This is a genomic window from Sphingobium sp. JS3065, from assembly GCF_026427355.1.
Taxonomy (GTDB): domain Bacteria; phylum Pseudomonadota; class Alphaproteobacteria; order Sphingomonadales; family Sphingomonadaceae; genus Sphingobium.
Genome location: NZ_CP102664.1, coordinates 511,696 through 538,616 on the forward strand (window position 1 = coordinate 511,696; position 26,921 = coordinate 538,616).

Consider the following 26,921-nt stretch of genomic DNA (forward strand, 5'->3'; position numbering starts at 1 on the left):
GAAATTATTTCGTTTGTTGTACCGTGTCGACATGGCGGGCGTCATTCCAAAGACGAATGACCGGCTCACCCAGATCGTGATGATAGCCAAGAATACTGAGTGATGCCGTCGTGAGAAAGAAGTGGCGGGCATTAGCCGCCGGCAGGCCGAGCCAACGTGCGGTGAGAACGCGCATGATGTCGCGATGTGCGAATATGAGAACATTGCCCCTCTGCGTCCGGATCCGATCGATCACACGCTCCGCGCGCGCGCTCACAGCTTGCAGCGTTTCTCCTTTAGGGCAGCCATCCTCGAGCAAACGCCAACCGGGCCGCTCGGCCTGGATCTCCGCCGTGCGCCGACCTTCGTACGTACCGTAGTCCCATTCCATCAGATCGGGATCGGGCTGTGCGCGATCGCCGAAGCCCGCCAATTCTGCCGTTCGCTGCGCGCGCTGCAACGGGCTGGTGAGCACCTGGACGAAGCTCAGGCCCTGCAACACAGCACCCATCTCTTGCGCATCGTGCTCGCCCCGATCGGTCAGCGGAATATCCGTGCGGCCGGTCGCCTGCCTGCTCAGGCTCCAGGCGGTCTCACCATGCCTGGCAAGATAGACCTCGGGAAGGATGTCGCTCATGTGGGCTGGGCGCTCTTGGCTCCCGCACCATTCGCTCCCCATTTCCAATTAAGAATCTCTGGCATGTCCTCGCCGTGTTGCCGGATGTAGTGCTGGTGTTCGAGGAGTTTGTCGCGGATGAATTGGGCGAGGTAGCCGGCGCTGGGACCCAATTCCGGCACGCGATCGATAACGTCCTTGGCCAGATGGAAACGGTCGAGTCCGTTAAGTACCGCCATGTCGAAAGGTGTCGTCGTCGTGCCCTCTTCCTTGAAGCCATGGACGTGCAGATTGTGGTGGTTGGTTCGACGATACATCAGCTTATGAATCAGAGAGGGATACCCGTGGTGGGCGAAGATGATCGGTTTGTCCGTGGTGAACAGGATATCGAAATCCTCGTCACGAAGGCCGTGGGGATGCACACTCTGGGGGTACAGAGCCATCAGATCCACGACGTTGATGACGCGAATCTTGAGCGCCGGGAAATGTTGTCTTAGCAACTCCACCGCAGCCAGCGTCTCCATGGTCGGCACATCCCCGGCGCAGGCCATCACCACATCAGGCTCGCCGCCCTCGTCGCTGCTCGCCCATTCCCAGATGCCCAACCCTGCGGTGCAGTGTTTGATGGCAGCGTCCATATCGAGCCATTGCGGCGACGGCTGCTTGCCGGCGACGATGACGTTCACATAATTGCGGCTGCGCAGGCAGTGGTCCGTCACGGAAAGCAGGGTATTGGCGTCGGGCGGCAGATAGACGCGGATGACCTCCGGCTTCTTGCTCATGACGTGGTCAATGAAGCCAGGGTCTTGATGGCTGAAGCCGTTGTGATCCTGCCGCCATACGTGTGATGAAAGCAGGTAATTCAGAGACGCAATCGGCCGTCGCCATGGAACGTGGTTCGCAACGTCGAGCCACTTGGCATGCTGGTTGAACATCGAATCTATGATGTGGATGAAGGCTTCGTAGCACGAAAAAAAGCCATGCCGTCCTGTGAGCAGGTAGCCTTCGAGCCATCCTTCACACTGATGCTCGCTCAATACTTCCATCACCCGGCCATCGGGCGCGACGTGGTCGTCGCCCGGAACGATTTCGGCGGTCGAGCAGCGGCTCGTCACCTCGAACACTGCGCCCCAGCGGTTTGACGCGGTCTCATCTGGACTGAAAACTCGGAAAGTTTCCGGATTCATTTTCACCACGTCGCGGATCAGTTCACCCTGGACGCGCGTGGACTCGGCACTCACGCTGCCCGGCTTCGGTATCTTCACGGCGTAATTGCGGAAATCTGGCAGCTGCAAGTCGCTCAACAGGAGACCGCCGTTGGCATGCGGGTTGGCTCCCATCCGGCGGGTGCCGCTCGGAGCCAGTTGGGCCAGTTCGGGACGGAGCCTGCCCGTCTCGTCGAACAATTCGTGCGGGCGATAGCTCTCTAGCCACTCTTCCAGGATCTTCACATGGCCGGGGTGGCTCATGTCGCCCATCGGCACTTGGTGCGAACGATAGGTCCCCTCGGTCGGTTTGCCATCGACTTCCTTCGGACCCGTCCAGCCTTTCGGTGAGCGCAGGATGATCATGGGCCAGAGCGGGCGCTGTTTGAATCCGTTAGCGCGGGCCTCGCATTGGATGCCCTTGATGCTTGCGATCGCGGTGTCGAGCGTCGCAGCCATGAGCTGGTGCATCTCCATCGGGTCGTCGCCCTCGACGAAGTATGGCGTGTAGCCGTAGCCGCGGAACAGGGATTCGAGCTCGTCACGAGGAATGCGGGCAAGCACGGTGGGGCCGGCAATCTTGTAGCCGTTGAGATGCAGAATAGGCAGGACCGCGCCGTCCCGCACCGGATTGAGGAATTTGTTCGAGTGCCAGCTGGTGGCGAGCGGGCCGGTTTCGGCTTCGCCATCGCCCACCACACACGCCACAAGAAGGTCAGGATTGTCGAACGCGGCGCCGTAGGCGTGTGCCAGGGAATAGCCGAGTTCACCACCTTCATGGATGGAGCCAGGGGTTTCCGGCGCCACGTGACTCGGAATGCCTCCGGGGAAGGAAAACTGGGTGAACAGCTTCTTCATTCCCTGTTCGTCTTGCGAGATGTCCGGGTAGAATTCGCTGTAGGTGCCCTCCAGATAGGTGTTCGCGACCAGCCCCGGGCCGCCGTGTCCCGGTCCAGTGACGTAAAGCACATTCAGGTCGTGCTCGTTGATGATGCGATTCAAATGAACGTAGATGAAGTTCAACCCAGGAGTGGTGCCCCAGTGACCAAGCAGCCGGGGCTTCACGTGATCGAGCGTCAAGGGGGTCTTCAGCAATGGGTTGTCGTACAAATAGATCTGTCCGACGGAGAGGTAGTTGGCCGCACGCCAATAGGCGTTCATATTTGCGACGAGTTCCGACGACAGGGGTTTGTTCATGGACCTATTCCTCGGATTGAGAGATGCGGCTTGGATCGGTGCCGGAAAGCATTCGGAAGACCGCTTTTGCTATGATTACGTCTTCGTCTGTCCGAATCAGGCGCACTTCGACCTGGCTTGAAGCGGCTGAGATAACCGCCTCTCCGGCTGCGTTCCGGATCTCATCAAACTGGACGCCGAGATAGTCGAGACCATCACAAATGCGTGCGCGGATTGCGGGGGCGTTCTCGCCGATGCCACCCGCAAAGATGAGCGTGTCCAGTCCGCCGAGCGCGGCGGTAAAGGCTCCGATCCACTTCTTTACCTGGTAGCAGAACAGCGCAATGGCTTCGGCAGCCCGAACATCGCTCGCCTCGAGGCCTAACAAATCCCGCAGGTCGGAGCTCGTTTCCGAAACGCCTAGCAACCCCGACTCATGGTTGATCATTCTGTGAAACTGCTGCGCGGTTACTTGTTCGGTTTGCGCCAGGTACCAGACCAGACCAGGATCCAGATCGCCGGAACGCGTGCTCATGGGTACGCCTGCCGCTGGGGTAAAGCCCATGCTGGTGTCAACGCTCTTGCCGCTGCGGACCGCTGCAAGGCTCGACCCATTTCCGAGATGACACAGGATCACCCGCCCTTCGGCAGCCTGGGCGCCTGCCACGCGTGCGAGCTCTCCCATAAGAAACTCATAGGACAGGCCGTGAAAGCCGTAGCGCTCGACGCCCTTGTTTGCGAAGCGCCTTGGAATGGGAAGTATCTTGGCAACACGCGGCATATCCCGGTGAAACGACGTGTCGAAACACACCACCTGCGGCAGGCCCGGTATCCGCTCATGGATCATTTCAATTAGACCGATCTCGGCAGGCAGATGCTCCGGGGCATAGGCGCTGATACGGTGCATCTCGCCCAGCAGTTCCTGCGTGACGCGATGCGGCTCGCGGTAACTGCCGCCGCCGTTGACTACGCGATGGCCCACCGCCGTGATCGACGCGAGACCCACCTGCTTGTCCAGCCAGTCGAGCAGAAAATTGGCCGCCGACCGGTGATCGAGGTCACCGATGCCCCGATCGTCCTGACGCTTCCCGGCGGGTTCATCGAAACCGAAGGTGGTTCCACGCAGGCCGATGCGGTCGACTTTGCCATGTAGTCCACGCTTTGGCGGGTCGTCCATCTGATACAAGGCGAACTTGATACTCGACGAGCCGACGTTGATCGTCAGGACATGATGAGACAAGTCGGTCACAGCCGGACGATCCGCAGGCGCAAGGCATTGGTTATGACGCTCACCGAAGACAGCGCCATGGCCGCAGCCGCGATGGCGGGCGAGAGCATCCAGCCAAAGGCAGGATAGAGCGCGCCCGCTGCGATCGGAATGCCGGCGACGTTGTAGGCGAAAGCAAACACGAGGTTCTGGCGGATGTTGCGCATCACCGCACGCGACAGGCGGCGCGCCCGGACGATGCCGTTCAGATCGCCTTGCAGCAAGGTCACTCCCGCGCTTTCAATGGCGACATCCGCGCCGGCTCCCATCGCGATCCCGACTTCGGCCGCCGCCAATGCCGGGGCATCGTTGACGCCGTCCCCGGCCATGGCCACGCTGCGGCCCTCGGCGCGGAGCTTCTGGACGACGCTGGCCTTGTCTTCGGGAAGCACCTCGGCCTCGACATCGTCGATGCCGAGGCGGGCTGCAACCGCAAGCGCCGTGGTGCGATTGTCGCCGGTCATCATGACAACGCGGATGCCATCGGCCTTTAACTCGCGGATTGCCTGAGCCGAGGTTTCCTTGATCGGATCGGAGATGCCCAGAAGCCCGACGATCTTCCCATCGACGCTTGCGAAGATTGCGGTTGCGCCCTCGGCGCGCATCGCTTCGGCTGCTTCGTTAAGCGCAGTCGTATCGATTTTCTGCTCCGCCATGAACCGTGGGCCTCCGAGCAGGACATGCTTGCCCGACACCGTGCCGGTGACGCCGCGCCCGACCGGAGAGTCGAAGTCGCTCGCCTGCTCCAGAACCAGCTTGCGGTCTTGAGCGGCGCGCAGGATGGCATCGGCCAACGGGTGTTCGCTGCCGCGCTCAATGCTCGCGGCAAGGCGCAATATCTCACTCTCATCCCATCCGCTGACGGTGCGGATAGCAGTGACTGCAGGACGCCCATCGGTCAGAGTCCCGGTCTTGTCGACGATCAGCGTGTCGATCTTCTCGAACCGCTCGAGTGCTTCGGCATTCTTTATGAGGACACCTGCCTGCGCGCCGCGTCCGACGCCCACCATGATCGACATCGGCGTGGCGAGGCCCAGCGCGCAGGGGCAGGCGATGATCAGCACGGATACTGCTGCGACCAGCGCATAGGTCAGGCGCGGGTCCGGTCCGAACAGGGCCCATGCCGCAGCAGCGATCAGTGCAACCGCAATCACCACCGGCACGAACCAGCCGGAGACCTGATCGGCCATGCGCTGGATCGGCGCGCGGCTGCGCTGCGCCTCGGCCACCATCTGGACGATGCGCGCAAGCAGCGTCTCGGCGCCGACCTTCTCGGCGACCATGACGAAGCTGCCGGTCTTGTTGATCGAGCCGGCGATGACTTTGGCCCCAGCCTCCTTTGTGACCGGCATGGATTCTCCGGTGACCAGCGATTCATCGATCGAGACCCGCCCTTCGGCAATCACACCATCGACAGGAATCTTCTCGCCCGGACGGACGCGCAAGTGATCGCCCACAACGACGAGGTCGAGCGTGACTTCCTCGTCCTGACCATCAGCAGTAACCCTGCGCGCGGTCTTGGGTGCGAGGTCGAGCAGCGCCTTGATCGCGCCGGAGGTGCGCTCACGCGCGCGCAGCTCCAGAACTTGCCCCAGCAGGACAAGCACGGTGATGACGGCCGCAGCTTCGAAATAGACGGGCACTGTGCCCATCGTGTCGCGGAAAGCCGGGGGGAACAGCGACGGCGCGAAGTGCGCGACGAGGCTGTAGAGATAGGCGACACCGACCCCCATGGCGATCAGCGTGAACATGTTGAGGTGGCGCGACTTGAGCGAGGCCCAGCCGCGTGTGAAGAATGGCCAACCCGCCCACAGAACAACCGGCGTCGCCAGCACGAACTGGATCCAGTTCGATGTCTGCTTGCCGACGAGCATCATGAGGCCTGTAAGGTGGCCGCCCATTTCAAGGGCAAAGACCGGCAGGGTAAGCACCAATGCCACCCAGAAGCGGCGGGTCATATCGGCGAGTTCAGGATTGGGACCGGGATCGGCCGACACAGTTTCCGGCTCCAGCGCCATCCCGCAGATCGGACAGGAACCGGGGCCGACTTGCCGGACCTCGGGGTGCATCGGACAGGTATAGATGACGTCACCGGTGCCGGCGGGCACCGGCGGTGAGACCTTCTTAGACAGATACTGATCAGGATGGGCGACGAACTTGGTTTGGCAGCCTGCGCTGCAGAAATGGTATTCTTGTCTCGCGTGGGTTGCGTGGTGTTCGGTGGCAGCAGGGTCCACCTTCATTCCGCAGACCGGATCTGTCGCGCTTTCTGCGCCTGTTTTCGCGCCGCCGCCGCAGCTTGCGCCATGTTGGTGCGCCTTGTGATCAGTCGATGCCATATCGATTCTCCTTCAACGCATCATCATGTGGGGTCTGACATAATGTCAGGGTCAAGCGACTATTTTGCCAGTAACAAGGGAAACCGCTCAATCTGCGCTTCGGGTTCGCCATTTTGGAAAGAAGCTACCCGTGCGCCCCATGTAGCCGCGATAGGCATCGCCAAATTCGGCAATGGCGGCCTTTTCTTCATGACGGGCGAGGCGGACGTACATCACGACCAGAACCGGATACATGGCCAGCGTCAGCAGCGTTGGCCATTGCAGCAGAAACCCGGTCAGGATCAGGATGAAGCCGACGTATTGCGGGTGCCGGAGCCGTTCGTAGATGCCGGTGGTCGCCATTGCGCCGCGCTGTTGCGCTGCATGGAGTACAGCCCAGCCCACCGAGATCATCCAGAACCCAGCACCAATCAGGACAAAACTGGCCATGTGAAATGGGCCGAAGTGGGGGTTGACCCGCCACCCGAACATCATCTCGAGCAGATGGCCGGCGTCATGCGAGAACCAGTTGACGCCGGGATAGTGCGACTGGAGCCAGCCGGCGAACAGATAGATGGTGAGTGGGAATCCATACATTTCGGCAAAGAGCGCGACGAGAAAGGCGCTGAACGCGCTGAAGCTACGCCAGTCCCTTGCCAATTGCGGTTTGAAAAAGCTCAGAGCGAACAGGATGAACACCACCGAGTTGACGAAGGCGAGGCCCCACAGGCCGAAGCCCTGCATCTGATGCATGGCCATCGTGCCCTCCATCACTGTGCGCCGGCGTCGCCGGCCCCCTGCGTCTTGCCAGACGGCGGACCACCGCCGTGTTTGTGACCATGATGCATGAAGAGGTGCATGATCGGGCAGGACAGGAAGAGCAGGAGCGGCAAGGCGCTCAGCAGGTGCACGGTGTGCTCGGTGAAGAGGTAGTAGCCAGCCACGATCGCGAAGCCGCCGAAGACGAGTTTGGCGAGGCCGGACATCTTTCCACCGCCATGGGGGTCATGCTCTGACATGGAATGGTCCTTTCAAATGAGGGGATGACTGACGGCCTGCGCTGGCAGGTGAAGATGGAATGCGACGCGTCACCAGCCTGGTTCCAGCGTTCCCAGCCATGCGACCAGGCCAAGGATCAGGAACGCAGCAGCCAGTTCGACGACCATACTTGATCTTATTCGGCGAATGGTCATCGCTTTGTTTGAGTGGTCGGTGGCGCGTTCCACTGCGGGAACAAGCTGGAACCGGTGGAGCGCTGCGAGCGCAAGCATGAGACCGAACAGCGCCAGCTTGACCACCATCAGGACAATGTAGGTGGAACCGATGCCGGGACCGAGAGGCTGGCCGCCGAGAATAGCGAACCCGTTGATTAGCCCTGTGACAATCAGCAGTGCGACAACGAGCGACCCTAAGACACCGAAATTTCTGAGGCATCGTTCGGCTACGGTCAGATCAGCGAGCGAAGGCTTCGGACGGGCCACCATATAGAAGAGGCAGGCAATCGCGCCCAGCCACACGCCAGCGGCCAGCAGATGCACAATGTCGGCAATCAGGTGAGGCCACGCCAGCGCGCCTTCGGTAGCAACGCCATGTCCGTTCCACGCCAGTGATGCGAGAGCGATGCTGCTCAGAGCGGCAATCCCAGTCAGCGCGTTCGTGTTGTTCGTCGAAACCAGCAAGACGAGAGCGAGGGCAAGCAAGGTGACCGCAAGGCGTAGTGCAAAGGCCCAGCCCACGGGAGCCGTCAGCAGGATTGTACGGGCAAGGTCAGGATCGATGGTATCGATGGATGTGCCTGACATGCTGGCTATCCACAGGGTAAAACCCAGAATGTTCAGCGCTACTGCGCCGAGCCCCAGTAGGATCAGGCAAGCCCGGAATGGGAGCAGGCTGCGTTCCGACGGGCGCAACGCATAAAGACCGAACAGCGGCACGCCCAGTTGAAGTCCTTCAACTGCAAAAAGACCGAAGCGTATGGCTATGACCGGCCCCTCCGACATATCTGCTACCTGACGGAGAAGGCGAACTGGCCCTGGATTCGATGCGTGTCAGCCGACACCGCATGCCAGGTCACGGTATAGGCCCCGCGTGGCAAGGCCCTCGCAAAAGTAGCGATCAGTGTCTTGCCGTCGGACGAAAATTTCGTCCGGATCGCGGGCAACGGAGCCATGCCCGTGTGAGCCGCATGATCAGCATGGGACATACCGGCAGGCGCAATTTCCAGACCTGTCAGTTGCGGCATCAGCCGTTCGGAGAAGCGAAGGGTTATCTGGCGCGCATTTTGTACCGCTGACTGCGCGGCGGGGATCGAGGATACCAGCCTTGGATGAGCCAGCGCGGGAACGGCCGTTGTCATCGCAATCGCAGCGATGGCGGTGGCGATCGATCTGATGGTCTTCATGCAACACTCCTGGGATATCTGCAGGCAATACGCGGGTCGCGCCCTGACCCCTCACATTCCAGCCCAAAATAATTTGAGGGATTGGTCCTTCCGTTGCGTATGAAGGCTGACGAGTTTGGAGAGGAAAAATGACAGATATCGAAAGCGCACTTGCCCGATTGCGAGACCTTCCGGTTGATCCGCGCCTGAGCATGATAGATGCTGCGGTACTTGACGGGTTGCAGCGGGAACTGGCTGCGGGCGGTCGTCAGTCAGGCGGGCTGTTTGCAACAGCGGCCGCAGTCGCACTCGTTACCGGGCTTTTGGGTTCCGCCATTCCTGGTGCACCTGCGAATGCAGCGTCAAATTCGTTTCCGCTGGGAGCGCCTGCGGCGCTGGCCCCGTCGACGCTGCTGACGAGTGCGGAATGAACAATCGATCCCGTTACCTGCTGGTTATCCTCATCGCCTTTGGTGCGGCATTGGCAGGCGTCTTTGTGGGCCGCAGCTACATTGTTCCGCCCCCGCCAGTTGAAAGCGAGCTTCACCACCTCCTCCACGAGAAACTCGATCTGGATTCTGGCCAGGAAACGAAGATCGAAGCCCTTGAAGCGCAATTTGCCATCCAGCGGCAGGCGCTCGAACTGGAACTGCGAGCGGATAACTCCCGCCTCGCGCAGGCTATCCAGACCGAGCGCGGCTATGGCCCGCAAGTCAGCGCAGCGATCGACCGTTCGCATCAGGCGATGGGAGAACTCCAGAAGGCAACGCTCGAGCACATATTCGCCATGCGCAGTGTGCTGAGACCGGAACAGGCCGCGCAATTTGATGACGCAGTGGTCAAGGCGCTGACCGCCGAGGCAAAATGAGCCTCGATCTTGGTGCGTGTTCGGACGGCGAACTGGCAGCTCTGGCGATCGGAGGAAGGCAAACCGCCTATACCGAATTGTTGCGTCGGCATCGCGATGCCATTTTCCGTTTCGCCAGGGCGCATACCGCCGACGACGATGCAGCTCTCGATATAGCCCAGCAGACCTTCATTGCCGGATTTGCCGCGCTGGGGCGCTTCGATCAGTCGAGGCCGCTCAGGCACTGGCTGACCCGTATTGCGCTCAACAAATGTCGTGATTGGGCACGGCGCAGAAAGGTGAGCGCGCTCTTCTCGTTTGCTACGCCATTGGAAAGCGCCCCTGATCCGGTCGATCTCTCGGCCGATGTTGAACGCGAAGCCAGCGATCGTGAGGAACTGGCCAATGTTCTTAGCGCAATGAGCAGACTTCCGGCTAAGCTCAAGGACGTAATGGTGCTGCGCACGGTCGAGGGGCTTTCGCAGGTGGAAACTGCCGTGCTTTTGGGCATTACCGAAAAAGCTGTCGAAACGCGGCTCCACCGCGCACGCAATAACTTGCAGGAAATTTTGAGGGTCTGACGCAACTTCTGCGTATCTGTACGCAACAGGTATCAGGCAGGACTGCTTCCCATGACTTCCAACTACGCGTCCGTTCCGGGCATAGATCGCCGCGCGCTGCTGCGCGGTGCCGGCCTCGCTGGCAGCGGCTTTGCACTTGCCGCGTGGATGCCTGCCTGGGCACAGCCGGTTTCCCGCGGCATCGCCCGACCGGTGCCGCAGCTCTCGGGCGACACCATTGCTCTTCGAGTTGCCCACGAGATGGTTCGTGTCGACGGCCGTGATGCCCACGTCATTGCAATGAATGGCACCGTGCCAGCGCCGCTGCTGCGACTACGTGAAGGGCAAAAGGTCAGGATCACGGTCGACAACGCGCTGGATGAGGAGACCTCGGTTCACTGGCACGGGCTGCTTGTGCCGTTCCAGATGGACGGGGTGCCGGGGGTCAGCTTTCCGGGGATCAAGCCGCATTCGTCATTCACTTATGAGTTTCAACTCGAGCAGTCGGGTACTTACTGGTACCACAGCCACTCCGGCCTGCAGGAGGCGATGGGCCATTACGGCCCGATCGTGATCGATCCCAAGGATGTCGATCCGATCGCTTATGATCGCGAACATGTGGTTGTCTTTTCCGACCACAGCTTCATCCACCCGCATACGCTGTTCACGAAGCTCAAGCAGGAATCCGGATATTTCAACCGGCAGAAGCAGACGCTGGCGGGGTTGGCGGAGGGCAAGGACCAGACCCATGCCGAGCGCCTTGAATGGGCGCGGATGCGGATGGATCCTACCGACATCCTCGACGTGACCGGTTCGGTCTATACCTACGTTGTCAACGGCTATGGTCCGAATGACAATTGGACGGCGCTGTTCGAGCCTGGCGAACGCGTCCGGCTGCGGTTCATCAACGCATCGGCGATGACGATCTTCAACGTCCGCATCCCGGGTTTGCGGATGACGGTGGTTGCGGCCGACGGACTTCCGGTGCGTCCGGTTCCGGTCGACGAACTGCAAATGACCATTGCCGAGACGTACGACGTGATTGTCACGCCGACCGCGGATCGCCCCTATACGATCGTCGGTGAGGCGGCTGACCGGTCAGGTCTCGCTCGCGCTACACTGGCTCCCCGGCCGGGGATGGCTGCTGAGGTTCCGCCGTTGCGCGCACGTCCGCTGCTGACGATGAAGGACATGGGCATGGGAGGCATGGATACTTCTGTCTCCGATGATCCACATGCCGGGCATGACATGGCCGGCATGGATATGCCTGCCACCGGTAGCGGCGCGGCAGGGCAGGCGGGCGCTGCCGGACACTCGATGTCGATGCGTGACGGGGCCAATGCGCCCCAGGTGGTGCTTGGCCCCGGTGTTCAGTCGATCGCGCCGATGCCTGTGGACCGAACCGGAGAACCCGGCGTCGGCCTTGAGAACGTCGACCACAAGGTTCTGGTCTATCGCGATCTCGTGGCGCTGGAGCGAAATCCAGACGAACGCGGGGCTGCGCGGGAAATCGAGGTTCACCTCACCGGCAACATGGAGCGCTACATGTGGTCGATGGACGGTAAGACGCTATCGGAGGCGAAGACGCCGATAGCGCTCCGGACGGATGAGCGGGTGCGCGTGACCCTGATAAACGACACCATGATGAATCATCCAATCCACCTGCACGGGCATTTCTTTGAACTGGTCACCGGACACGGGGCGTACAGCCCGCGCAAGCACACGGTAAACGTCGCACCGGGCGGCAAGGTCAGCTTCGACGTGACCGGTATCCACGGCGACTGGGCCTTCCACTGTCACATGTTCCTGCACATGCACGCAGGGATGATGCGCGTGGTGCAAGTGCGTGATGCGGGAGATGCGGCATGACCCGGCTTACATTGCTCGCGGTGTTCCCGCTCGTTCTAGCTACTGCGGTGTCTGCCCAGACCACCATCCCGCCGGTGGATCACGGGATGCATCATGGCCACGCCTTGCCAGCCCCGCCAGCCTCCCCGGCGACACCATCCCCCCCGCCGGCCGAGACTGAAGCCCATGCCGGGCATGACATGCACGGCATGGAAGCGATGCCGATGCCCGAAGCCGCACCTCAGGATACGAAAGAAAGGGCCGGCACCGATCTGGAGCCGGGCAACGCTTCGCCGCCGCCCGTGGCAGGCGACCGCGCTGCCGACACTTACTTCGATCCCGCTGCGATGGCTGAGGCGCAATCCGCGCTGCTAGGCGAACATGGGGGTATGAAATTCCACAAGGTGCTGTTCAACATCGCCGAGTTTCAGGCGCGAAATGGCCGCGACGGGTATCGCTGGGATGCCAGCGCCTGGTTCGGCGGCGACATCGACCGTCTTGCACTCGAGTCCGAAGGCGAAGGCAACTTCGGCGAAGCGAGCCATCATGGTGAGTTGCAGGCGCTCTGGTCCCATGCAGTGGATCCCTACTGGAACCTGCAAGGCGGTGTTCGCCAGGACTTCGGCAAGGGGCCAGACAGGACTTATGCCACTATCGGCATCGAGGGGCTCGCTCCGTATTGGTTCGAGGTCGAAACGGCGGCGTTTGTCTCGACGAAAGGCGATGTCCTCGCCCGGATCAAAGTCGACGTTGACCAGCGGATCACGCAGAAATTGATTTTGCAGCCGCGCCTCGAGGCGAATATCGCAGCGCAGGACGTTCCGGAAAGTGGGATTGGCTCCGGCCTGTCAAATCTCGAACTGGGGCTGCGCCTGCGCTATGAACTGCGCAAGGAATTCGCGCCCTATGTCGGTGTGTCGTGGGAACGCAAATTTGGTGACACGGCGCACTATGCACGCGCAGCTGGCGAGAACGCGTCATCGACGAGCTTCGTTGCCGGCATCCGTTTCTGGTTCTGAACGCGCAGCATCCGGGAGCCGCGAATATTTTGCTCAGGTTGCGAGGGGGCATTGCGGCACGTGCGTATAGCTTTTCAAGACCGGCTCAGGAGAAGCAACATGAAGATTTTGGCACTCGCAACGACCGTCGCACTTGCCATGACGGGGACAAGCGCCGTCGCGCAAACTCAGCCCTCAACGAGCGCCGAACACGATCATACCCATGGCCAGACCGCTGCGCCTGTCGCCACTCTTCCTGCACTGCCCCAGGCAACTCCAGCCTCGCCCGCACCTCCGGCAGGCCAAAGGATGGAAGGCATGCCCGGAATGGGCGGCATGAAGGGAATGGAGGGCAAGCCAGGCATGGGTGGGATGCCGGGCATGGGCGATATGCAGCATATGCCGATGATGCAGCCAACGGCAGCTAACCCGTTTCCGCCGGCTGAAATGGACATGCACATGGCGATGATGCATGCGACCGGCGCCGATGCGAACGAGACCTATGTGCGCAAGATGATCGAGCATCACCGCGGCGCGGTTGCAATGTCGCGGCTTGTCGTGGCCAGCAGCAAGGATTCCCGCGTCCTGCGATTGGCGAACCAGGATATCGCGGCACAGACTCGGGACATCGTCGGCCTTCAGGCCTGGCTGAGCCAGCACGGCAAGGCCGCACAGTAACAGCGGCAGCGCGAGGAACCGCAATGAGAAGATCCCTACGCCTCGCGGTCTTACTTGCCGCTGCGGTTCCATCCCTTGCTCTCGCTGCCACAACCGGGGTCGTTCACCGCGATCCAGGCTGCGGCTGCTGCGAGAAGTGGTTCGCGCTGGTCAAGCAGCAGTTCGGTCAGAATATCAGGATGATCGATGACGCCCGGCGCAATGCCTACCAGACCCGTCTGGGCGTTCCACCGAACCTGGTGTCCTGCCATACAGCGGTAATCAATGGGCTCGTCTTCGAGGGGCATGTGCCGATTGCCGATATGAAGCGAGTTCTCCGCGAGCGACCGCGCGGCGTTACTGGGCTTGCCGTCTCGGGCATGCCCATGGGCTCGCCCGGCATGGAAGTTTCCGGCAACCGGAGCGTAGCCATTGTCGTAACGGCGTTCGGGCCCGGCGGGACGCGGGTATACGCCCGTTACGCAGCCAGAGGCCTCTAGGTTTCCAGGCCGCCTGACGAGAGGGTGTGCCTCGCAGAGGGCAAGTATGAATGCTGGGGTCACCGGATTAGCGCATAGAACAGGCCTGCATCCTGACCTCGCACTGGCAGTAGGAAGAAAGGGGCGAAGCGATGAATGCAGCGAAAGGAACTGCCAGAGAGACAGCAATGCCAGCGGCTGATGAATTTTCCATCCGCTTCCTTGGCGCCGCCGGGACGGTCACTGGGTCGCGTTACCTCGTTGAAGCAGCCGATACCCGCCTGCTCGTCGACTGCGGGCTTTTCCAAGGGGGGCGCGAGCTGCGTGAACGCAACTGGGAAGAAATTCCCCATGCGGCAGAAACGGTAGATGCGGTCCTGCTCACGCATGCGCACATCGATCACTCCGGCTATCTGCCGAGACTGGTCAAGAACGGTTGGGCAGGGCGGATCGTCAGTACCACCGGGACGGCCGATCTGTGTCAGCTCCTGTTGCCGGACAGCGGTTTCCTTCAGGAGAAGGACGCGGATTTCTCGAACCATCGCGGGTTCAGTCGTCACAAACCGGCACTGCCGCTATACACGCAAGATGATGCAAAGGCTGCCCTTGAATATTTTGCACCGGTTGACTTCGAAACCGAGCAGGAGCTGGCCGACAGCACCCGGTTCAAATTTCGCCGCGCTGGGCATATCCTTGGCGCCTCCTTCATCGAATTGACGACCGGGTCGCGGAAGGTCACTTTCTCAGGTGACCTTGGCCGTTATGATGATCCGGTCATGAAGGATCCCGAAGTTCCCCTCGAGACAGACTACCTCGTTCTGGAATCTACTTACGGCAACCGGCTGCATGAACGTGTCGATGCGATGGAAGCCCTTGGCGAGGCCATCGAGAAATGCATTGAGCGTCGCGGGACAGTGGTTATCCCGGCCTTTGCTGTCGGACGCGCGCAGACGCTGCTTTTCCACCTGTCACGCCTCAGGAAGGCCGGACGGCTTCGGGGGGTGCCCGTATATCTGGACAGTCCCATGGCCATCAGTGCCAGCAAGATATTCTGCCGGCATCTGGGGGACCATCGTCTTACCCCCGAACAGTGCGAAGAGACCTGCGACGTACCGCAATATGTGCGCGATGTCGAAACGTCGAAGCAGATTTCGCGGAGCCATGAGCCGAAGATCATCATCTCGGCCAGCGGCATGGCAACGGGCGGCCGCGTAGTCCACCACATCAAGCAGTTCGCCCCCGACCCACGCAACCTGATCCTCTTCGCGGGGTTCCAGGCTGCTGGAACGCGCGGCGCAAGAATGGTTGAAGGCGCCAGAAGTCTCAAGATCCACGGTGAGCAGATCCCGCTCAATGCCGAGGTGGCCAATTTGCCGATGCTTTCGGGCCATGCAGACGCGGATGAGATCATGCGTTGGATTTCTGCAATCAAGAAGCCGCCTCGGATGACTTTCATCACCCACGGCGAACCGACTGCTTCGGAAGCCTTGCGACAGCGGATCGAGAAGGAACTGGGCTGGAAATGCAAGATCCCGGTTCAGGGCGAACGGGCGATCCTGGCATGACCACTGCCGGACCGTCTTTCGTTGCGTCGTCCGGCGAACATGCGCCGCACCAACTGACGGTTCGCCGCCTCGGAGTGACCACTACCCAGCATCAGCCGAGCGTGTTCATGCGTGAGGACTGCTATGTCTGCCGTGCAGAGGGGTTCACGGCGCGTTCCGAGTTGCTGATCAGTTCCGCTGGCGGCGAAATCATCGCCGATATCGTGCGCACATCCGGAGATTTACTGGCCGAGGGAGAAATTGGTCTGTCGGAAGACGCTCTGGTCAACCTAGGCGTAAAGCCGGGCGATCTGGTGACTGTCCATCACCCGCCGCCGATTGCCTCTCTGAGCGATCTGCGCAGCCGCGTATACGGAAACCGTCTCGCGCCAGGTGCATTTCGATCGATCGTGACTGACATCGTGGCTGGTCGCTACAATGATGTTCACTTGGCCTCCTTCGTCACGGCATGTTCGGCCTTTCCCCTCGATTACGAAGAAACGATGGGTCTGACCGGGGCAATGGTGGACGTTGGCGACCGCCTCTCCTGGGGTTCGGAAGTGGTGGTTGACAAGCACAGTGTCGGCGGCCTTCCCGGGAACCGGACTACCCCCATTGTCGTGGCGATCATCGCTGCCCACGGTCTGGTAATGCCAAAGACCTCGTCCCGGGCGATCACGTCGCCAGCCGGCACCGCCGACACGATGGAGACGCTCGCGCCGGTAGACCTCAACCTGGCAGCCATACGCCGGGTTGTCGAACAGGAGAACGGTTGCATAGTATGGGGGGGCTCCGTGCGGTTGAGCCCGGCAGACGACATCATCATAGGTATTGAACGGGTGCTCGATCTCGATGCGGTCGGTCAGATGGTCGCCTCCGTGCTTTCGAAGAAGATCGCTGCGGGTGCAACCCATCTGGTAATCGACATGCCCGTCGGACCATCGGCAAAAGTGCGCAGCAAAGCAGCGGCACGCGAACTCGGCGACGCCCTGCTGTCGGTTGCGACTGCATTTGGTCTGAAGACCCGTATCCTGGAAGGGCCGGGACTTGAACCAATCGGTCGTGGTATTGGGCCAGCGCTGGAGGCGCGTGACATTCTGGCCGTGTTGCAGAACAAGGATGGCCCGGACGACTTGCGTCATCGTGCTGTGCAACTGGCAGGCGCTATTCTGGAGCTGGGAGGCCGGGCTCCGGCGGGGCAGGGTGATGCCCTCGCCGCGGAGGCGCTGCTGGATGGGCGGGCTTGGGACAAATTTCAGAGGATCTGCGAAGCGCAAGGTGGAATGCGCACTCCACCTGTGTCGAGCCACCGGCACACGCTGACGGCCGCTCGGTCCGGCAAGATCGCCGAGATGGACAATCGCAAGCTGGCCAAGATCGCGAAACTGGCAGGCGCGCCAGCAGCCAAGGCAGCTGGTATCGAGATGCATGTGAGACGCGGCGACATTGTCGAATCCGGTGCTGAGCTCTGCACGGTCCATGCGGAAAGCCGGGGCGAACTCGATTATGCTCTTGCCTATGCGGCAGCAGATGGCGCGATCTTCACGGTGATCCAATGACGGGGCATCTGCAGGTCCTTTCACTGCCCGACGGACAAACAGCGGGAAAGCGTCTGGCACAAGTCCTGAACTGTGACCATGCAAGCATTGCCTCACGCCGTTTCCCGGATGGCGAGAGCTATTTGCGATTGCCGCCCGACCTGGCCGGAAGCGAGGTGGTGCTGGCCTGCACCTTGGCAGATCCCGACCCCAAACTCGCATCGCTCCTGTTCGCCGCAGATGCCGCGAGGGAACTCGGCGCCGCGCGCGTCGGCCTGGTCGCACCTTATCTGGCCTACATGCGCCAAGACAAGCGATTTGCCCCTGGCGAAGCAATAACCTCACGTACCTTCGCAAAGGTCCTCTCAAGGGCGTTTGACTGGCTGATTACCGTCGACCCCCATTTACATCGCTACGCCGGGCTCGACGAAATCTACGACATGCCGACTAGCGTGGTGCATGCTGCACCCAGGCTCGGGGCGTGGGCAAAAACCAATGTTGCAAAGCCGCTGATCATTGGGCCCGATGCCGAGAGCGAGCAGTGGGTCACCGAGGTCGCACGCGCCGCTGGGGCGCCGCATGTGGTCTTGGCAAAGCAGCGGTCGGGTGATCGTGACGTGCGGATCGAAATGCCGAACTTGTCCGGCTTTCGCGGCTGCCAGCCTGTTCTGGTCGATGATATCGCGTCTTCGGGTCGTACCATGATCGAAGCTGCCCGAAATCTGCGGGCTGCGGGGTTCGTCGATCCCATTTGCCTTGTCGTTCACCCACTTTTCGCTGGCGATGCGTATCCCGAAATCCAGCAAGTGGCGGCAGCGGTCATAAGCTGCGACACCGTGCCACATGTCACAAATGGCATCTGCCTCGCCGAGGACATTGCCAGCGCAGTGGTTCGGTTATGTGCTCGATGAGCAAGGCCGCTGTTCGCCTCGTCCCGGCATTTCGTTGGCCCGGTGCATTGACGCGCAGTTGAAGTTCAGCTTGGCAATGGTGGCGTTTTAGCATTGGTTCTCGGCGTCGTCCGGTCGTTTTATCTTGCATTGGCCCGGCGTCTTGCCAGCTTCTCCAACTCCAGAATGAGCAACGGTACCGCGCCAACGCCGAGCGACAGCGCGCAGTCTGCCAGTGAGAGCGGGCCGATCCGGAAAACTTCCTGGGTCGTGGGCATATGGTGGATGGCAAGTTGAGCCAGCAGCGACACCACGACAATCAGCACCAGCTTCATGTTGCTGAACAACCCCACTTCCCAGAAAGGCCGGTCCGGGTCCCGAGCAGAAAAGGCGCGCAGCAATTCGCCAAAAACGAGCACGGAGAAGGCAAGATTGCGTGCTTCTTCGAGGTTTCGGGCATCGCGTGCCCACAGGAACACCCCCATTACACAGACCGTCTGTATTGCGGCTGCCAGAAGGATACGGCGCCATTCGGGACGACCCAGTATCTGCTCGCTTGCCGACCGGGGCGGACGGGTCATCAAGCTGGAATTTCCGCGGTCCGTCACCAGTGCAAGAGCGGGAAGTCCATCGGTCACCAGATTGATCCAAAGCAGGTGAATCGGCAGCAGGATGGTCGGAAAACCCAAAGCAGCACCGACAAACACAACCGCCAGTTCGGCCATGTTGCCTGCGACTAGGTAAGCCGTGGACTTGCGGATGTTTTCGAAGATCCCTCGACCTTCTTCAACCGCCGCTACAATCGTCGCGTAATTGTCGTCGGCCAACACGATGTCTGCCGCACCGCGCGTGACCTCCGTTCCAGTCTGGCCCATTGCGATGCCGATATGGGCTTCCCGCAAGGCCGGTGCGTCATTGACGCCGTCACCGGTCATGGCGACGATCTCGCCGCGGGACTTCCATTCTCTTACTATTCGCAGCTTGTCTTCCGGGGTCGCGCGAGCGTGCACTATATCGTCCGCACTTTGCCCCGGTTTCAGGATGCCCATTTCCTGGGCAATTGCATGGGCTGTCAGCTTGTGATCGCCTGTGATCATCACCGTGCGGATACCAGCTGCCTGCGCCAGCGCGATTGCATCGATCGCTTCTGTTCGAGGAGGATCCGCAATGCCGAGCAGGCCGACCAACTCGAGATCTGCTTCACTGTCGGCGCGACCCATGGCGATAGCCAGAACCCTCAATCCGCGGGCGGCCATGTCGCTGGCGGCCTCCTCGGTGCCATCGGGAATAGTCGTCGATCGTGCAGAGATCGCCTCGACGGCGCCCTTTGCATAGAGAAGGCCGTCCGTGCGGTAGATGGACATGCATTTGCGGTCTGCATCGAACGGGTACACCGACACACGCGGGCGTTCCGCTTCGATCGCATCTCGCCGGATATCGCGCTGCGCTGCGGCCACAATGATGGCAACCTCGGTCGGGTCGCCAACGCCGCCTTGTTCGTCGGCTGACAGCTCTGCGTCCGAACAGGCCGCCGCCGTGTCGAGCACACGCTGGTGATCCTGGCCCCAGATTTCGCGGACGGCCATAACTCCCGTCGTCAATGTTCCTGTCTTGTCCGTGCAGATGACCGTTGCGCAACCAAGTGTTTCGACAGCTGTGAGCCGCCGCAGGAGTGCGTGGCGCGCGGCCATCCTTTGCATGCCGACCGCAAGGGCTATGGTAACGATGGCTGGCAGGCCTTCAGGCACTGCCGCAACCGCGAGGGAGATGGCGGGCAAAAGCAGATCGAGGCCGGTCAGGCCTTGGCGCCAGCCGAGTATGGTTACGGCAACGACGATTCCCAGACAGATGAGCATCAGCCGACGGCTAAGCACCGCGAGGCGTGCCTGGAGCGGTGTGGCCTCGTCGGTTGCCGCAGTCAGCATTTCGGCAATGCGACCGAGCTCCGTCCGCATCCCGGTGGCAATGATCTCTGCCAGACCTGTCCCCGTTCCGATATGCGTTCCGGCAAATACATGGTCACTGCGCTGGGCCAGGGGGGCAGCCGGATCTCCCGGCTTCGCAGTCTTGGTTACCGGTGTGCTCTCTCCGGTAAGCGCGGCCTCCATAGCCGTCAGGACATTTGCCTCCAACAGCCGGGCATCGGCGGCGACAACGTCTCCTGCCTCAAGTGCCAACAGATCGCCGGGCACGACAGCAGCAGCGGCAATCACCTGCGTCCGGCCATCGCGGATGACGCGCGCGCGCGGAGCGGTCATCGCCCTCAGCGCGAGGACGGCTTTTTCCGCTCGGTACTCCTGAAAGAAGCCTACCAGTCCATTGACAATTACAATCGTCCCGATTGCGGCAGCATCAATGATTTCGCCGACCAACGCGGAGACGACACAGGCCACCAACAGCAACCAAATGACGGGACTGTTGAACTGGGCGAGGAGAAGGCGCCATGCTGGCCGTGCCGACTTCACTCCCAATTCGTTTGGTCCCGCCTCCACGAGAAGGCGGGCCGCAATTGCACTCGTCAGGCCGACAGTTGATGACGATCGAACCGCTTCCAGGGCCATTACGCGTCGCTCCGTACTGTCCCGGACGCCTTTAGCTGGGAGTGACGCCACAGGGCATATGCGGCCGGTATGACGAGCAAAGTCAGGAACATGCAGAACCAGAGGCCGCCAACCACGGGGGCGGCAGTGCGCGCCGAAAGATCGGCGCCCACGCCCGATTCCCAAAGCAGTGGCATGAGCCCGAACACCGTGGTTGCGACCGTCATGAGCATCGGGCGAAGGCACCGGGAAGCGCCCTCCATCACAGCAGCATCGATATCGTCCCCAGTGCGTAACCGATCCTGTTTCACCGCTTCCGCATAAGCCTGGTCGAGGTACACCACGACCACCGTGCCGGTCTGGGCCGCGACCCCCCCGACGGCGATCAATCCGACCCACACAGCGGTTGAAAGGTTGTAGTCAAGGAGTGCCAAGAGCCAGATGCTGCCGGCAATAGCAAAGGGCAAGCTCAGCATAACCAGCAAGGTTTGCTGCCAGCCTCCCATGGACAGATACAGCAATATGCCAACCAGAACGACCGTGAGGGGAACCACTGTCCGCAAACGCGAAGTCAGTTCCGCCATGAATTCATACTGTCCGGTCCACTGCAAGCGATAGCCAGGTGGAACTTCGATCCGATCTGCTACGACGCTTTTGGCATCATCCACCCATCCGCCAAGGTCGCGCTGTGATGTGTCGATATCCGCGAAAACGTAGCCCACCAGTATGCCGTTTTCGTTCTTGATCATTGGCGGCCCGGTGACGACTTTCACGTCCGCGAGTGCCGCCAAGGGTACGACGGAGCCGGCCTGCTGCCCATTGCTCCACTCCGCACCGGTGCGGCCGGCTCCATTCATCGGCCCGGCATTCTTGTTCGTGCCACTGCCGCCGGAGGCCCCGCTACCCATGCCGCCGCCCATGGCGTCCATCCCGGCGCCTGATTGAACCTGGCTTTGTCCCGCCGGCGATGACCCGCCACCTGCCGTTCGGCCTTCGGTGAACGACAAAGTCTTGGGTGCCGGGATCGGGACGAGCAGTTCGTTCAGAGCCTGCGGGTCGGCCCTGAAGTCGGCCGCGTAGCGGACGTTTACGGAATATCGGGCTCTGCCATCAATGACAGTGGACACTGGCATGCCCCCGATCGCAGCCTCGACCAGATCCTGAACGTCCCGCACGGTCAAACCATATCGGGCTATCGCATCTCGCCTTGGTTCAATGTCGATGTACTCCCGTCCGCTCTGACGCTCGGCGAAGGTGCTGCGCGTTCCCGGAACTGTCCGCAACGCCCCCTCAAGAGCTACGCTCAAGCGCTCGATGCCTGCGAGATCGGGACCAAACACCTTGACGCCTACCGGGGTCCGCACCCCGGTTGTGAGCATGTCAATCCGTGTGCGGATGGGCGGTGCAATCGCCATCTGGTAACCCGGCATGCGCAAGGCCGCATCAAGATCGCGCGATAGCTCCGAAACGGTACGCTGTCGGCGATCCGGCCAGATTGTTCTCAGGCCTCCCTGAACCCACGATGGGGCCGTATCGCTATACCAACGTGTGACGGGAATTGTCGGCCAGTCGTCATGGGGTTTGAGTGTGATCACCGATTCGCTCATGTCCAACTGGGCTGGATCAGTGGCGGTTTCCGCGCGCCCTGCTTTGCCATGGACCATCTTAACTTCACCGAAGGTCATGATGATCCGATGCTGCGTGTTCAGCGCGCGCCGGGCTTCTTCTATTGAGATGCCGGGGAAGGTCGTGGGCATCACCAGCAACGATCCCTCGTCCAGCGGGGGCATGAATTCAGAGCCGAGACGCATGAAAACAGGCACAGTTGCGGCCATCACGAGTGCCGCGACGCCGACCACGGCGAGGCGCCATTGGATGATGAATCGTGCGATGGGGCGATAGAAACTGCCGAGTATGCGGTTGAGCGGGTTCTCTGTTTCAGTGCGGAACCTGCCACGCAGTAGCCAGATCATCAGCGGCGGTGCGAGCGTGATCGAGAGGATTGCTGCAAAGAACATGGCCAGCGTCTTCGTATAGGCCAGCGGCATGAAGAGCTTTCCGGCCTGCCCGGTCAGCGTGAAGATCGGTAGAAAGCTGACTGTTATGAGGAGGAGGGAATAGAAGATCGGTTTGCCGACTTCTTTTGCGGAATCGACGATGACACGAATGCGTTCCTCCGGTTTTGCATTCTCGGCCAGTCGCTTGTGCGCATTTTCGATCATCACGATCGCGGCGTCACTCAATTCACCGACCGCAATCGCAATTCCGCCAAGGGACATGATATTGGCTGAAATGCCAAGATAGCGCATGCCAATGAATGACAGGAGCACAGACATCGGAAGGATGATGAGGGCAACCAGCGCCGATCCGCCGTGCATCAGGAAGATGAGGCAGATGATCGCAATGATAGCCCCTTCGATCATCAGCGTATCCGTCAATGTCTCGATGGATCCGGTAATTAGTTCCGAACGGTCATGCGTCGTTTTGATGCGCACTCCGGGTGGCAATGCAAGCTGGCCAATCTGACCTTTGAGCGCCTCGATCACTTCCTGGGCGTTTGAGCCCAATCGCATCACCACAATGCCGCCGACGGCTTCACCCTTGCCATCAAGGTCTGCAGTCCCGCGGCGAATCTCCGGACCGAATTGCACGCTGGCGACGTCGCGCACGCGGATCGGTGTGCCACCATCGGCAACAGTAACGACGCTTTGCTCGAGATCCTGCAGGGTCTTGGCATAACCGCGTCCGCGCAGGACATACTCCCGTCCGCTCATTTCGAGGACGCGGGCACCGACTTCGGAGTTTGCGTCGCGCACGGCGCGCGAAACGTCCGCTGGGGTGATGCCGAAGGCCGCAAGTTTGTTTGGGTTCAGCAAAATCTGGTATTGCCGCTCGAAGCCCCCCATTGAGGCGACTTCCGCGACGCCTTTCACACCTTGGAGCGCTGGGCGCACTGTGAAGTCCTGCAGCGCCCGCAACTCAGCGGCATTCAAGCGTCCTGAGGTGTCCTCGAGAACATATTGATATATCCAGCCCACGCCGCTTGCATCGGGACCGAGCGTCGGGACTACGCCCGCAGGCAGTTGCTGCTGCACACGACCAATCTGCTCGAACACTCGGGTGCGGGCCCAGTAGATGTCTGTGTCGTCACCGAAGATTGCGTAGACAAAGCTCATCCCGAACATCGAATATCCGCGAACAGTGCGGACACCGGGTGTACTTTGCAGGGCTCGCACCAGCGGATAGGTAATCTGGTCTTCTACCAGGTTGGGACTGCGACCCATCCAGTCGGTAAATACGATCACTTGCGGATCGGAAAGGTCCGGAAGTGCATCCAGAGGCGTCTTGCGCATTGAGTCGACCGCCCAGGCCGATAGGACGAGCGCGATCGCCAACACCACCCACCGCCGCTTGGCGCACCATTCGATGATGTGCTCGATCATGGTTGATGCTCATGTTGCGCAGGCGCGGCAGCAGCTGGCGCAGTCTGTTGTCCCGCCGGTGCCGGTTGAGGAGAACCTCCGTGCCCTCCATGTCCGGTCGCCCCCGATGCTCGCAGGCGGCTTTCAGAGTCGATGAGGAACACTCCAGCGGAAACGACGAGTTCTCCAGCCGCAAGTCCATCCAGGACTTCCACCCGGTCTCCAACCTTCGCACCGAGTTTGATCGTGCGAGGTTCGAACCGATTGTCACCACTCCGGACAAAGACGTGCTGCGTTATACCGGTATCAACCACCGCATCGCGGCCGATAGTGAGGGCATTACGTGGTGCTGCCGAAATCTGGGCGCTGCCGTACATGCCCGGGCGCAGGGCACCGCCAATGTTGGGCACGGACATTCGAACCCGAATTGATCGCGTTCTTTCCGTGAGCATTGGATAGATGAATTCGACCCGCGCGATGAAGGGAGGTCGTCCTGACAGAGGGAATGTCAGCGAAGTGGGCGAACCGACCTGGATCCGTCCGGCACCAGCTTCCGCGACTTCGACGATGATCCAGAGCTGCGACACATCGGCGATCGACAGAATATTGGTGGAGGGGTCGACGGTAATCCCCTGGGTCGCGCCGCGATCCAGTACGAACCCGCTTCGCGGGGCCACAATGGTCACGAGCCGATTGGCCTGTCGGGTCCTTTCAATCTGCCTGATTTCACCATCGCTCATTCCGAGCACCTTCAGCCGGGTCCTGCCCGCTGCGAGTACGACGCTTGCAGGCGCGGTGTTCGCGCGCCGCAAGGCTGCCAGATATTCCAGCTGTGATGCGTACAACTCCTGCGAGAAAACCGCTCCGAGCGCCTGTCCGGCCCGGACATTCTGGCCGGTAGTCCGCACGTAAAGCTGCTCCAGCCAGCCTGAAACTCGCGGATGCACCTCGACGATACGGGATTCGTCGATCACCGCAGTTGCGACGCCTGGGACAGTTTCCTCAAGTTTTCGGACCTCGGCAGCCTCCATTTGAACGCCAAGCATATCCACTTGCTTCGCAGTCAACTCAACCGGCGCCCGCGCTGCAGCGGTGCTCGCCGCTACCGCCGTCCCCGGCGCAGTTTTTACGCGACCGGCAACTTCGCTGGACGGGTGCTGTGGTGCAAAGGGCCATTTCTCGCGTTGTGCCTGAAAAGCGAGGATTGCGATCAAGACCCCAACGGGAATGACGGCGCTAGCAATGAGCGCGCGGGGTGAGTAGGTTTTCACTGGCGCCTCCGCTGGCTGTCCCCGGTCGCCCGTTCGAACTTGGACCAGGCTTCGCCCAATGCACTTTCGGCCATGACTTCATCCCCCTGTGCCTGCCAAAGCGCCCGAGCGGCCTCGACGACCGCGATGAGGGACCCTTGCCCCGACGAATAGCTGCCAAGCGCCGCATCCATCGCTAATTTTGATCGAGGCAGCACATCCTGGCGCAACAGGTTGACCTGCACCTGGGCTGCAATCACGTCTTCGCGCGCTGCAAGGGTTTCGCCAGCGACCATCCGGCGCATGGCTTCCAGATCGGCGTCTGCCATGCGCTCCATGGCCTGTGCCTCTGCGACTCCGCTACTCAGGCGTCGCCGCCATATGGGAACGCTGATGCCGACCATCAGCATCGCTCCGGGACCCTCGGCCATGGTCTCGGCATACCCAGCTTTTACGGTCGCCATGGGTTTGTACATCGAGCGCATCGCGCGAGTTTCTGCGCCAGCGCGCTTTACCTCTGCGGTTCCCACCGCGAGCTCGGGCCGGTTGTCCGTGGCCAGTTCGAGCACTTCTGCAATTGACGCCGGCTCGGCAAGGCTGGGCTGATAAGCCAGTTCCGGAACTGAAGCATCCACAGGCAGGCCGAGGCCCGCGTTAAGCATCGCTTCGGCGCCGCGGATCTGGGCGGCGAGGGACTGCCGTTTCGCCTGCAGGCGGGCGACCTCGGCCTCGGCCCTGAGGATGTCGGCTTGTGCGCCACCGCCGCTCGCATAGCGACTTGCGGCCACATCGACGAGCAAACTGGCCAACGTGATCTGTTCGTCGATTACGGGCCGCATCCTGCGGCGTTCCAATAACATGAAGAATCCGCGCTGGGCATTGAGTACAACATCCAACTCGGTCACGCCCGTAAGCGCCGTTGCTCGCTCTGCCTCGGCAATGGCGGCGGAGCGCCGATGGGAAAGAACACCCGATAGCGGGAATTGCTGTTCGACACTGATACTTCGATCGTAACGCCGTCCACCATCCATCATCGCGCTGAATGGGTAGTGGTCGACCGAAACCGACACCATTGGATCCTGGAGGGAAGACACGATGGCGGGGCGCTGAGCAAGAGCATCGGCACGGGCTTTTGCCGCCGCTATTTCGGCCCGGTTCTGCAGAGCAATGGCCGCCACGTCCGATAGGCGCAAAGGCGAGCGGAGGCTGGAGGTTTCCTCGCGCACAGCTGCAGTTTCAGCGATGTTTTGTGCTTTGCTTTCGTGCGGCACACATACCGAAAGCACGAGGGGCGCAGCTACCCAGATACGGTTTAGCATGAGGCCATGTATCCTGATGGGTGAATACGCGGGAAAGTTTGATCGAACATCCGGTCGCGTCGTTTGGTTGCCGCATGGCGACCTGCGC

At 61.0% G+C, this 26,921-nt stretch carries 23 protein-coding genes; 10 read left to right on the plus strand and 13 right to left on the minus strand.

Translation table 11 applies throughout. The annotated features are described in order from the left end of the window. Nucleotides 1-4: 4 nt before the first annotated feature. The 8 genes from NUH86_RS02530 to copC all read right to left on the minus strand — a co-directional run bounded on the left by NUH86_RS02530 (nt 5) and on the right by copC (nt 8,962). A complete protein-coding gene (locus tag NUH86_RS02530; RefSeq protein ID WP_267251129.1) occupies nt 5-616 on the minus strand; it encodes a histidine phosphatase family protein in 612 nt (203 codons plus the stop codon). Then, nucleotides 613-2,997 carry a phosphoketolase gene (locus NUH86_RS02535; RefSeq protein ID WP_267251130.1) on the minus strand — a complete coding sequence of 795 codons (2,385 nt, stop codon included), beginning with the start codon at nt 2,995-2,997 and terminating at the stop codon, nt 613-615. Before NUH86_RS02535 ends, NUH86_RS02530 begins: the two co-directional genes overlap by 4 nt. A gap of 4 nt (nt 2,998-3,001) precedes the next feature. After that, complete coding sequence (locus tag NUH86_RS02540; RefSeq protein ID WP_267251131.1) at nt 3,002-4,225, minus strand: acetate/propionate family kinase; 1,224 nt, start codon at nt 4,223-4,225, stop codon at nt 3,002-3,004. After that, a complete protein-coding gene (locus tag NUH86_RS02545) occupies nt 4,222-6,582 on the minus strand; it encodes a heavy metal translocating P-type ATPase (RefSeq protein WP_323749000.1) in 2,361 nt (786 codons plus the stop codon). Before NUH86_RS02545 ends, NUH86_RS02540 begins: the two co-directional genes overlap by 4 nt. Before the next feature lie 87 nt (nt 6,583-6,669). Further along, nucleotides 6,670-7,320, minus strand: coding sequence for a methyltransferase family protein (locus NUH86_RS02550; RefSeq protein WP_267251132.1), 651 nt, complete (start codon nt 7,318-7,320; stop codon nt 6,670-6,672). Between the two features lie 11 nt (nt 7,321-7,331). Beyond that, a complete protein-coding gene (locus NUH86_RS02555; RefSeq protein ID WP_267251133.1) occupies nt 7,332-7,547 on the minus strand; it encodes a DUF2933 domain-containing protein in 216 nt (71 codons plus the stop codon). Between the two features lie 102 nt (nt 7,548-7,649). Further along, a complete protein-coding gene (gene copD / locus NUH86_RS02560; protein ID WP_267251134.1) occupies nt 7,650-8,561 on the minus strand; it encodes a copper homeostasis membrane protein CopD in 912 nt (303 codons plus the stop codon). Between the two features lie 5 nt (nt 8,562-8,566). Next, nucleotides 8,567-8,962, minus strand: coding sequence for a copper homeostasis periplasmic binding protein CopC (gene copC / locus NUH86_RS02565; RefSeq protein WP_096061613.1), 396 nt, complete (start codon nt 8,960-8,962; stop codon nt 8,567-8,569). 128 nt (nt 8,963-9,090) lie between these two features. Here copC and NUH86_RS02570 point away from each other — a divergent pair, with 128 nt between their 5' ends. The 6 genes from NUH86_RS02570 to NUH86_RS02595 all read left to right on the plus strand — a co-directional run bounded on the left by NUH86_RS02570 (nt 9,091) and on the right by NUH86_RS02595 (nt 13,872). Then, a complete protein-coding gene (locus NUH86_RS02570; protein WP_141249473.1) occupies nt 9,091-9,372 on the plus strand; it encodes a hypothetical protein in 282 nt (93 codons plus the stop codon). Further along, the gene (locus NUH86_RS02575) at nt 9,369-9,809 is read left to right on the plus strand and encodes a periplasmic heavy metal sensor (protein ID WP_096061614.1); all 441 of its coding nucleotides are present in this window, start codon (nt 9,369-9,371) and stop codon (nt 9,807-9,809) included. Before NUH86_RS02570 ends, NUH86_RS02575 begins: the two co-directional genes overlap by 4 nt. Further along, nucleotides 9,806-10,369, plus strand: coding sequence for an RNA polymerase sigma factor (locus NUH86_RS02580; RefSeq protein ID WP_096061615.1), 564 nt, complete (start codon nt 9,806-9,808; stop codon nt 10,367-10,369). The genes NUH86_RS02575 and NUH86_RS02580 overlap by 4 nt, the downstream gene beginning before the upstream one ends. Nucleotides 10,370-10,420: 51 nt before the next feature. Continuing rightward, nucleotides 10,421-12,217, plus strand: a complete 1,797-nt coding sequence (locus NUH86_RS02585; RefSeq protein WP_267251135.1) for a copper resistance system multicopper oxidase — start codon at nt 10,421-10,423, stop codon at nt 12,215-12,217. Next, nucleotides 12,214-13,215, plus strand: coding sequence for a copper resistance protein B (locus NUH86_RS02590; RefSeq protein ID WP_267251136.1), 1,002 nt, complete (start codon nt 12,214-12,216; stop codon nt 13,213-13,215). Before NUH86_RS02585 ends, NUH86_RS02590 begins: the two co-directional genes overlap by 4 nt. A gap of 306 nt (nt 13,216-13,521) precedes the next feature. Next, nucleotides 13,522-13,872, plus strand: coding sequence for a DUF305 domain-containing protein (locus tag NUH86_RS02595; protein ID WP_267251137.1), 351 nt, complete (start codon nt 13,522-13,524; stop codon nt 13,870-13,872). 50 nt (nt 13,873-13,922) lie between these two features. Here NUH86_RS02595 and NUH86_RS24705 read toward each other — a convergent pair whose 3' ends face one another. Then, on the minus strand, nt 13,923-14,159 hold the full coding sequence (locus NUH86_RS24705; protein WP_323749026.1) for a hypothetical protein: 237 nt from the start codon (nt 14,157-14,159) through the stop codon (nt 13,923-13,925). Here NUH86_RS24705 and NUH86_RS02600 point away from each other — a divergent pair. From NUH86_RS02600 to NUH86_RS02615, 4 genes are all read left to right on the plus strand, one after another. Continuing rightward, entirely contained in the window at nt 14,052-14,351 is a 300-nt protein-coding gene (locus tag NUH86_RS02600) for a DUF411 domain-containing protein (protein WP_323749001.1), read from the plus strand. The two genes, NUH86_RS24705 and NUH86_RS02600, sit on opposite strands and share 108 nt — an antisense overlap. Before the next feature lie 131 nt (nt 14,352-14,482). Beyond that, nucleotides 14,483-15,895: an MBL fold metallo-hydrolase RNA specificity domain-containing protein gene (locus NUH86_RS02605; protein WP_267251139.1), complete on the plus strand. Its 1,413-nt coding sequence runs from the start codon at nt 14,483-14,485 to the stop codon at nt 15,893-15,895. After that, entirely contained in the window at nt 15,892-17,433 is a 1,542-nt protein-coding gene (locus tag NUH86_RS02610; protein WP_096061621.1) for a thymidine phosphorylase family protein, read from the plus strand. Before NUH86_RS02605 ends, NUH86_RS02610 begins: the two co-directional genes overlap by 4 nt. Further along, nucleotides 17,430-18,323 carry a ribose-phosphate pyrophosphokinase gene (locus tag NUH86_RS02615; RefSeq protein WP_096061622.1) on the plus strand — a complete coding sequence of 298 codons (894 nt, stop codon included), beginning with the start codon at nt 17,430-17,432 and terminating at the stop codon, nt 18,321-18,323. The genes NUH86_RS02610 and NUH86_RS02615 overlap by 4 nt, the downstream gene beginning before the upstream one ends. 119 nt (nt 18,324-18,442) lie before the next feature. Here the strand turns inward: NUH86_RS02615 and NUH86_RS02620 are convergent, their stop codons facing one another. Genes NUH86_RS02620 through NUH86_RS02635 form a run of 4 tightly spaced genes read right to left on the minus strand, consistent with a single transcriptional unit; the run spans nt 18,443 to nt 26,833 of the window. Then, entirely contained in the window at nt 18,443-20,863 is a 2,421-nt protein-coding gene (locus NUH86_RS02620; RefSeq protein WP_096061623.1) for a cation-translocating P-type ATPase, read from the minus strand. Further along, a complete protein-coding gene (locus NUH86_RS02625) occupies nt 20,863-24,285 on the minus strand; it encodes an efflux RND transporter permease subunit (RefSeq protein ID WP_267251140.1) in 3,423 nt (1,140 codons plus the stop codon). Before NUH86_RS02625 ends, NUH86_RS02620 begins: the two co-directional genes overlap by 1 nt. Further along, on the minus strand, nt 24,282-25,535 hold the full coding sequence (locus NUH86_RS02630; RefSeq protein ID WP_096061625.1) for an efflux RND transporter periplasmic adaptor subunit: 1,254 nt from the start codon (nt 25,533-25,535) through the stop codon (nt 24,282-24,284). Before NUH86_RS02630 ends, NUH86_RS02625 begins: the two co-directional genes overlap by 4 nt. Continuing rightward, on the minus strand, nt 25,532-26,833 hold the full coding sequence (locus tag NUH86_RS02635) for a TolC family protein (RefSeq protein ID WP_096061626.1): 1,302 nt from the start codon (nt 26,831-26,833) through the stop codon (nt 25,532-25,534). The genes NUH86_RS02630 and NUH86_RS02635 overlap by 4 nt, the downstream gene beginning before the upstream one ends. Nucleotides 26,834-26,921: the final 88 nt, after the last annotated feature.

Coding starts and splice junctions, on each gene's coding strand:
- NUH86_RS24705 (WP_323749026.1), bottom strand. CDS start 14,159: ATGCCCCTCGAAGACGAGCCCATTGATTACCGCTGTATGGCAGGACAC.
- NUH86_RS02610 (WP_096061621.1), top strand. CDS start 15,892: ATGACCACTGCCGGACCGTCTTTCGTTGCGTCGTCCGGCGAACATGCG.
- NUH86_RS02555 (WP_267251133.1), bottom strand. CDS start 7,547: ATGTCCGGCCTCGCCAAACTCGTCTTCGGCGGCTTCGCGATCGTGGCT.
- NUH86_RS02615 (WP_096061622.1), top strand. CDS start 17,430: ATGACGGGGCATCTGCAGGTCCTTTCACTGCCCGACGGACAAACAGCG.
- NUH86_RS02580 (WP_096061615.1), top strand. CDS start 9,806: ATGAGCCTCGATCTTGGTGCGTGTTCGGACGGCGAACTGGCAGCTCTG.
- copD (WP_267251134.1), bottom strand. CDS start 8,561: ATGTCGGAGGGGCCGGTCATAGCCATACGCTTCGGTCTTTTTGCAGTT.
- NUH86_RS02575 (WP_096061614.1), top strand. CDS start 9,369: ATGAACAATCGATCCCGTTACCTGCTGGTTATCCTCATCGCCTTTGGT.
- NUH86_RS02530 (WP_267251129.1), bottom strand. CDS start 616: ATGAGCGACATCCTTCCCGAGGTCTATCTTGCCAGGCATGGTGAGACC.
- NUH86_RS02585 (WP_267251135.1), top strand. CDS start 10,421: ATGACTTCCAACTACGCGTCCGTTCCGGGCATAGATCGCCGCGCGCTG.
- NUH86_RS02550 (WP_267251132.1), bottom strand. CDS start 7,320: ATGGCCATGCATCAGATGCAGGGCTTCGGCCTGTGGGGCCTCGCCTTC.
- copC (WP_096061613.1), bottom strand. CDS start 8,962: ATGAAGACCATCAGATCGATCGCCACCGCCATCGCTGCGATTGCGATG.
- NUH86_RS02605 (WP_267251139.1), top strand. CDS start 14,483: ATGAATGCAGCGAAAGGAACTGCCAGAGAGACAGCAATGCCAGCGGCT.
- NUH86_RS02535 (WP_267251130.1), bottom strand. CDS start 2,997: ATGAACAAACCCCTGTCGTCGGAACTCGTCGCAAATATGAACGCCTAT.
- NUH86_RS02595 (WP_267251137.1), top strand. CDS start 13,522: ATGGGCGGCATGAAGGGAATGGAGGGCAAGCCAGGCATGGGTGGGATG.
- NUH86_RS02635 (WP_096061626.1), bottom strand. CDS start 26,833: ATGCTAAACCGTATCTGGGTAGCTGCGCCCCTCGTGCTTTCGGTATGT.
- NUH86_RS02620 (WP_096061623.1), bottom strand. CDS start 20,863: ATGGCCCTGGAAGCGGTTCGATCGTCATCAACTGTCGGCCTGACGAGT.
- NUH86_RS02625 (WP_267251140.1), bottom strand. CDS start 24,285: ATGATCGAGCACATCATCGAATGGTGCGCCAAGCGGCGGTGGGTGGTG.
- NUH86_RS02590 (WP_267251136.1), top strand. CDS start 12,214: ATGACCCGGCTTACATTGCTCGCGGTGTTCCCGCTCGTTCTAGCTACT.
- NUH86_RS02570 (WP_141249473.1), top strand. CDS start 9,091: ATGACAGATATCGAAAGCGCACTTGCCCGATTGCGAGACCTTCCGGTT.
- NUH86_RS02600 (WP_323749001.1), top strand. CDS start 14,052: ATGATCGATGACGCCCGGCGCAATGCCTACCAGACCCGTCTGGGCGTT.
- NUH86_RS02545 (WP_323749000.1), bottom strand. CDS start 6,582: ATGGCATCGACTGATCACAAGGCGCACCAACATGGCGCAAGCTGCGGC.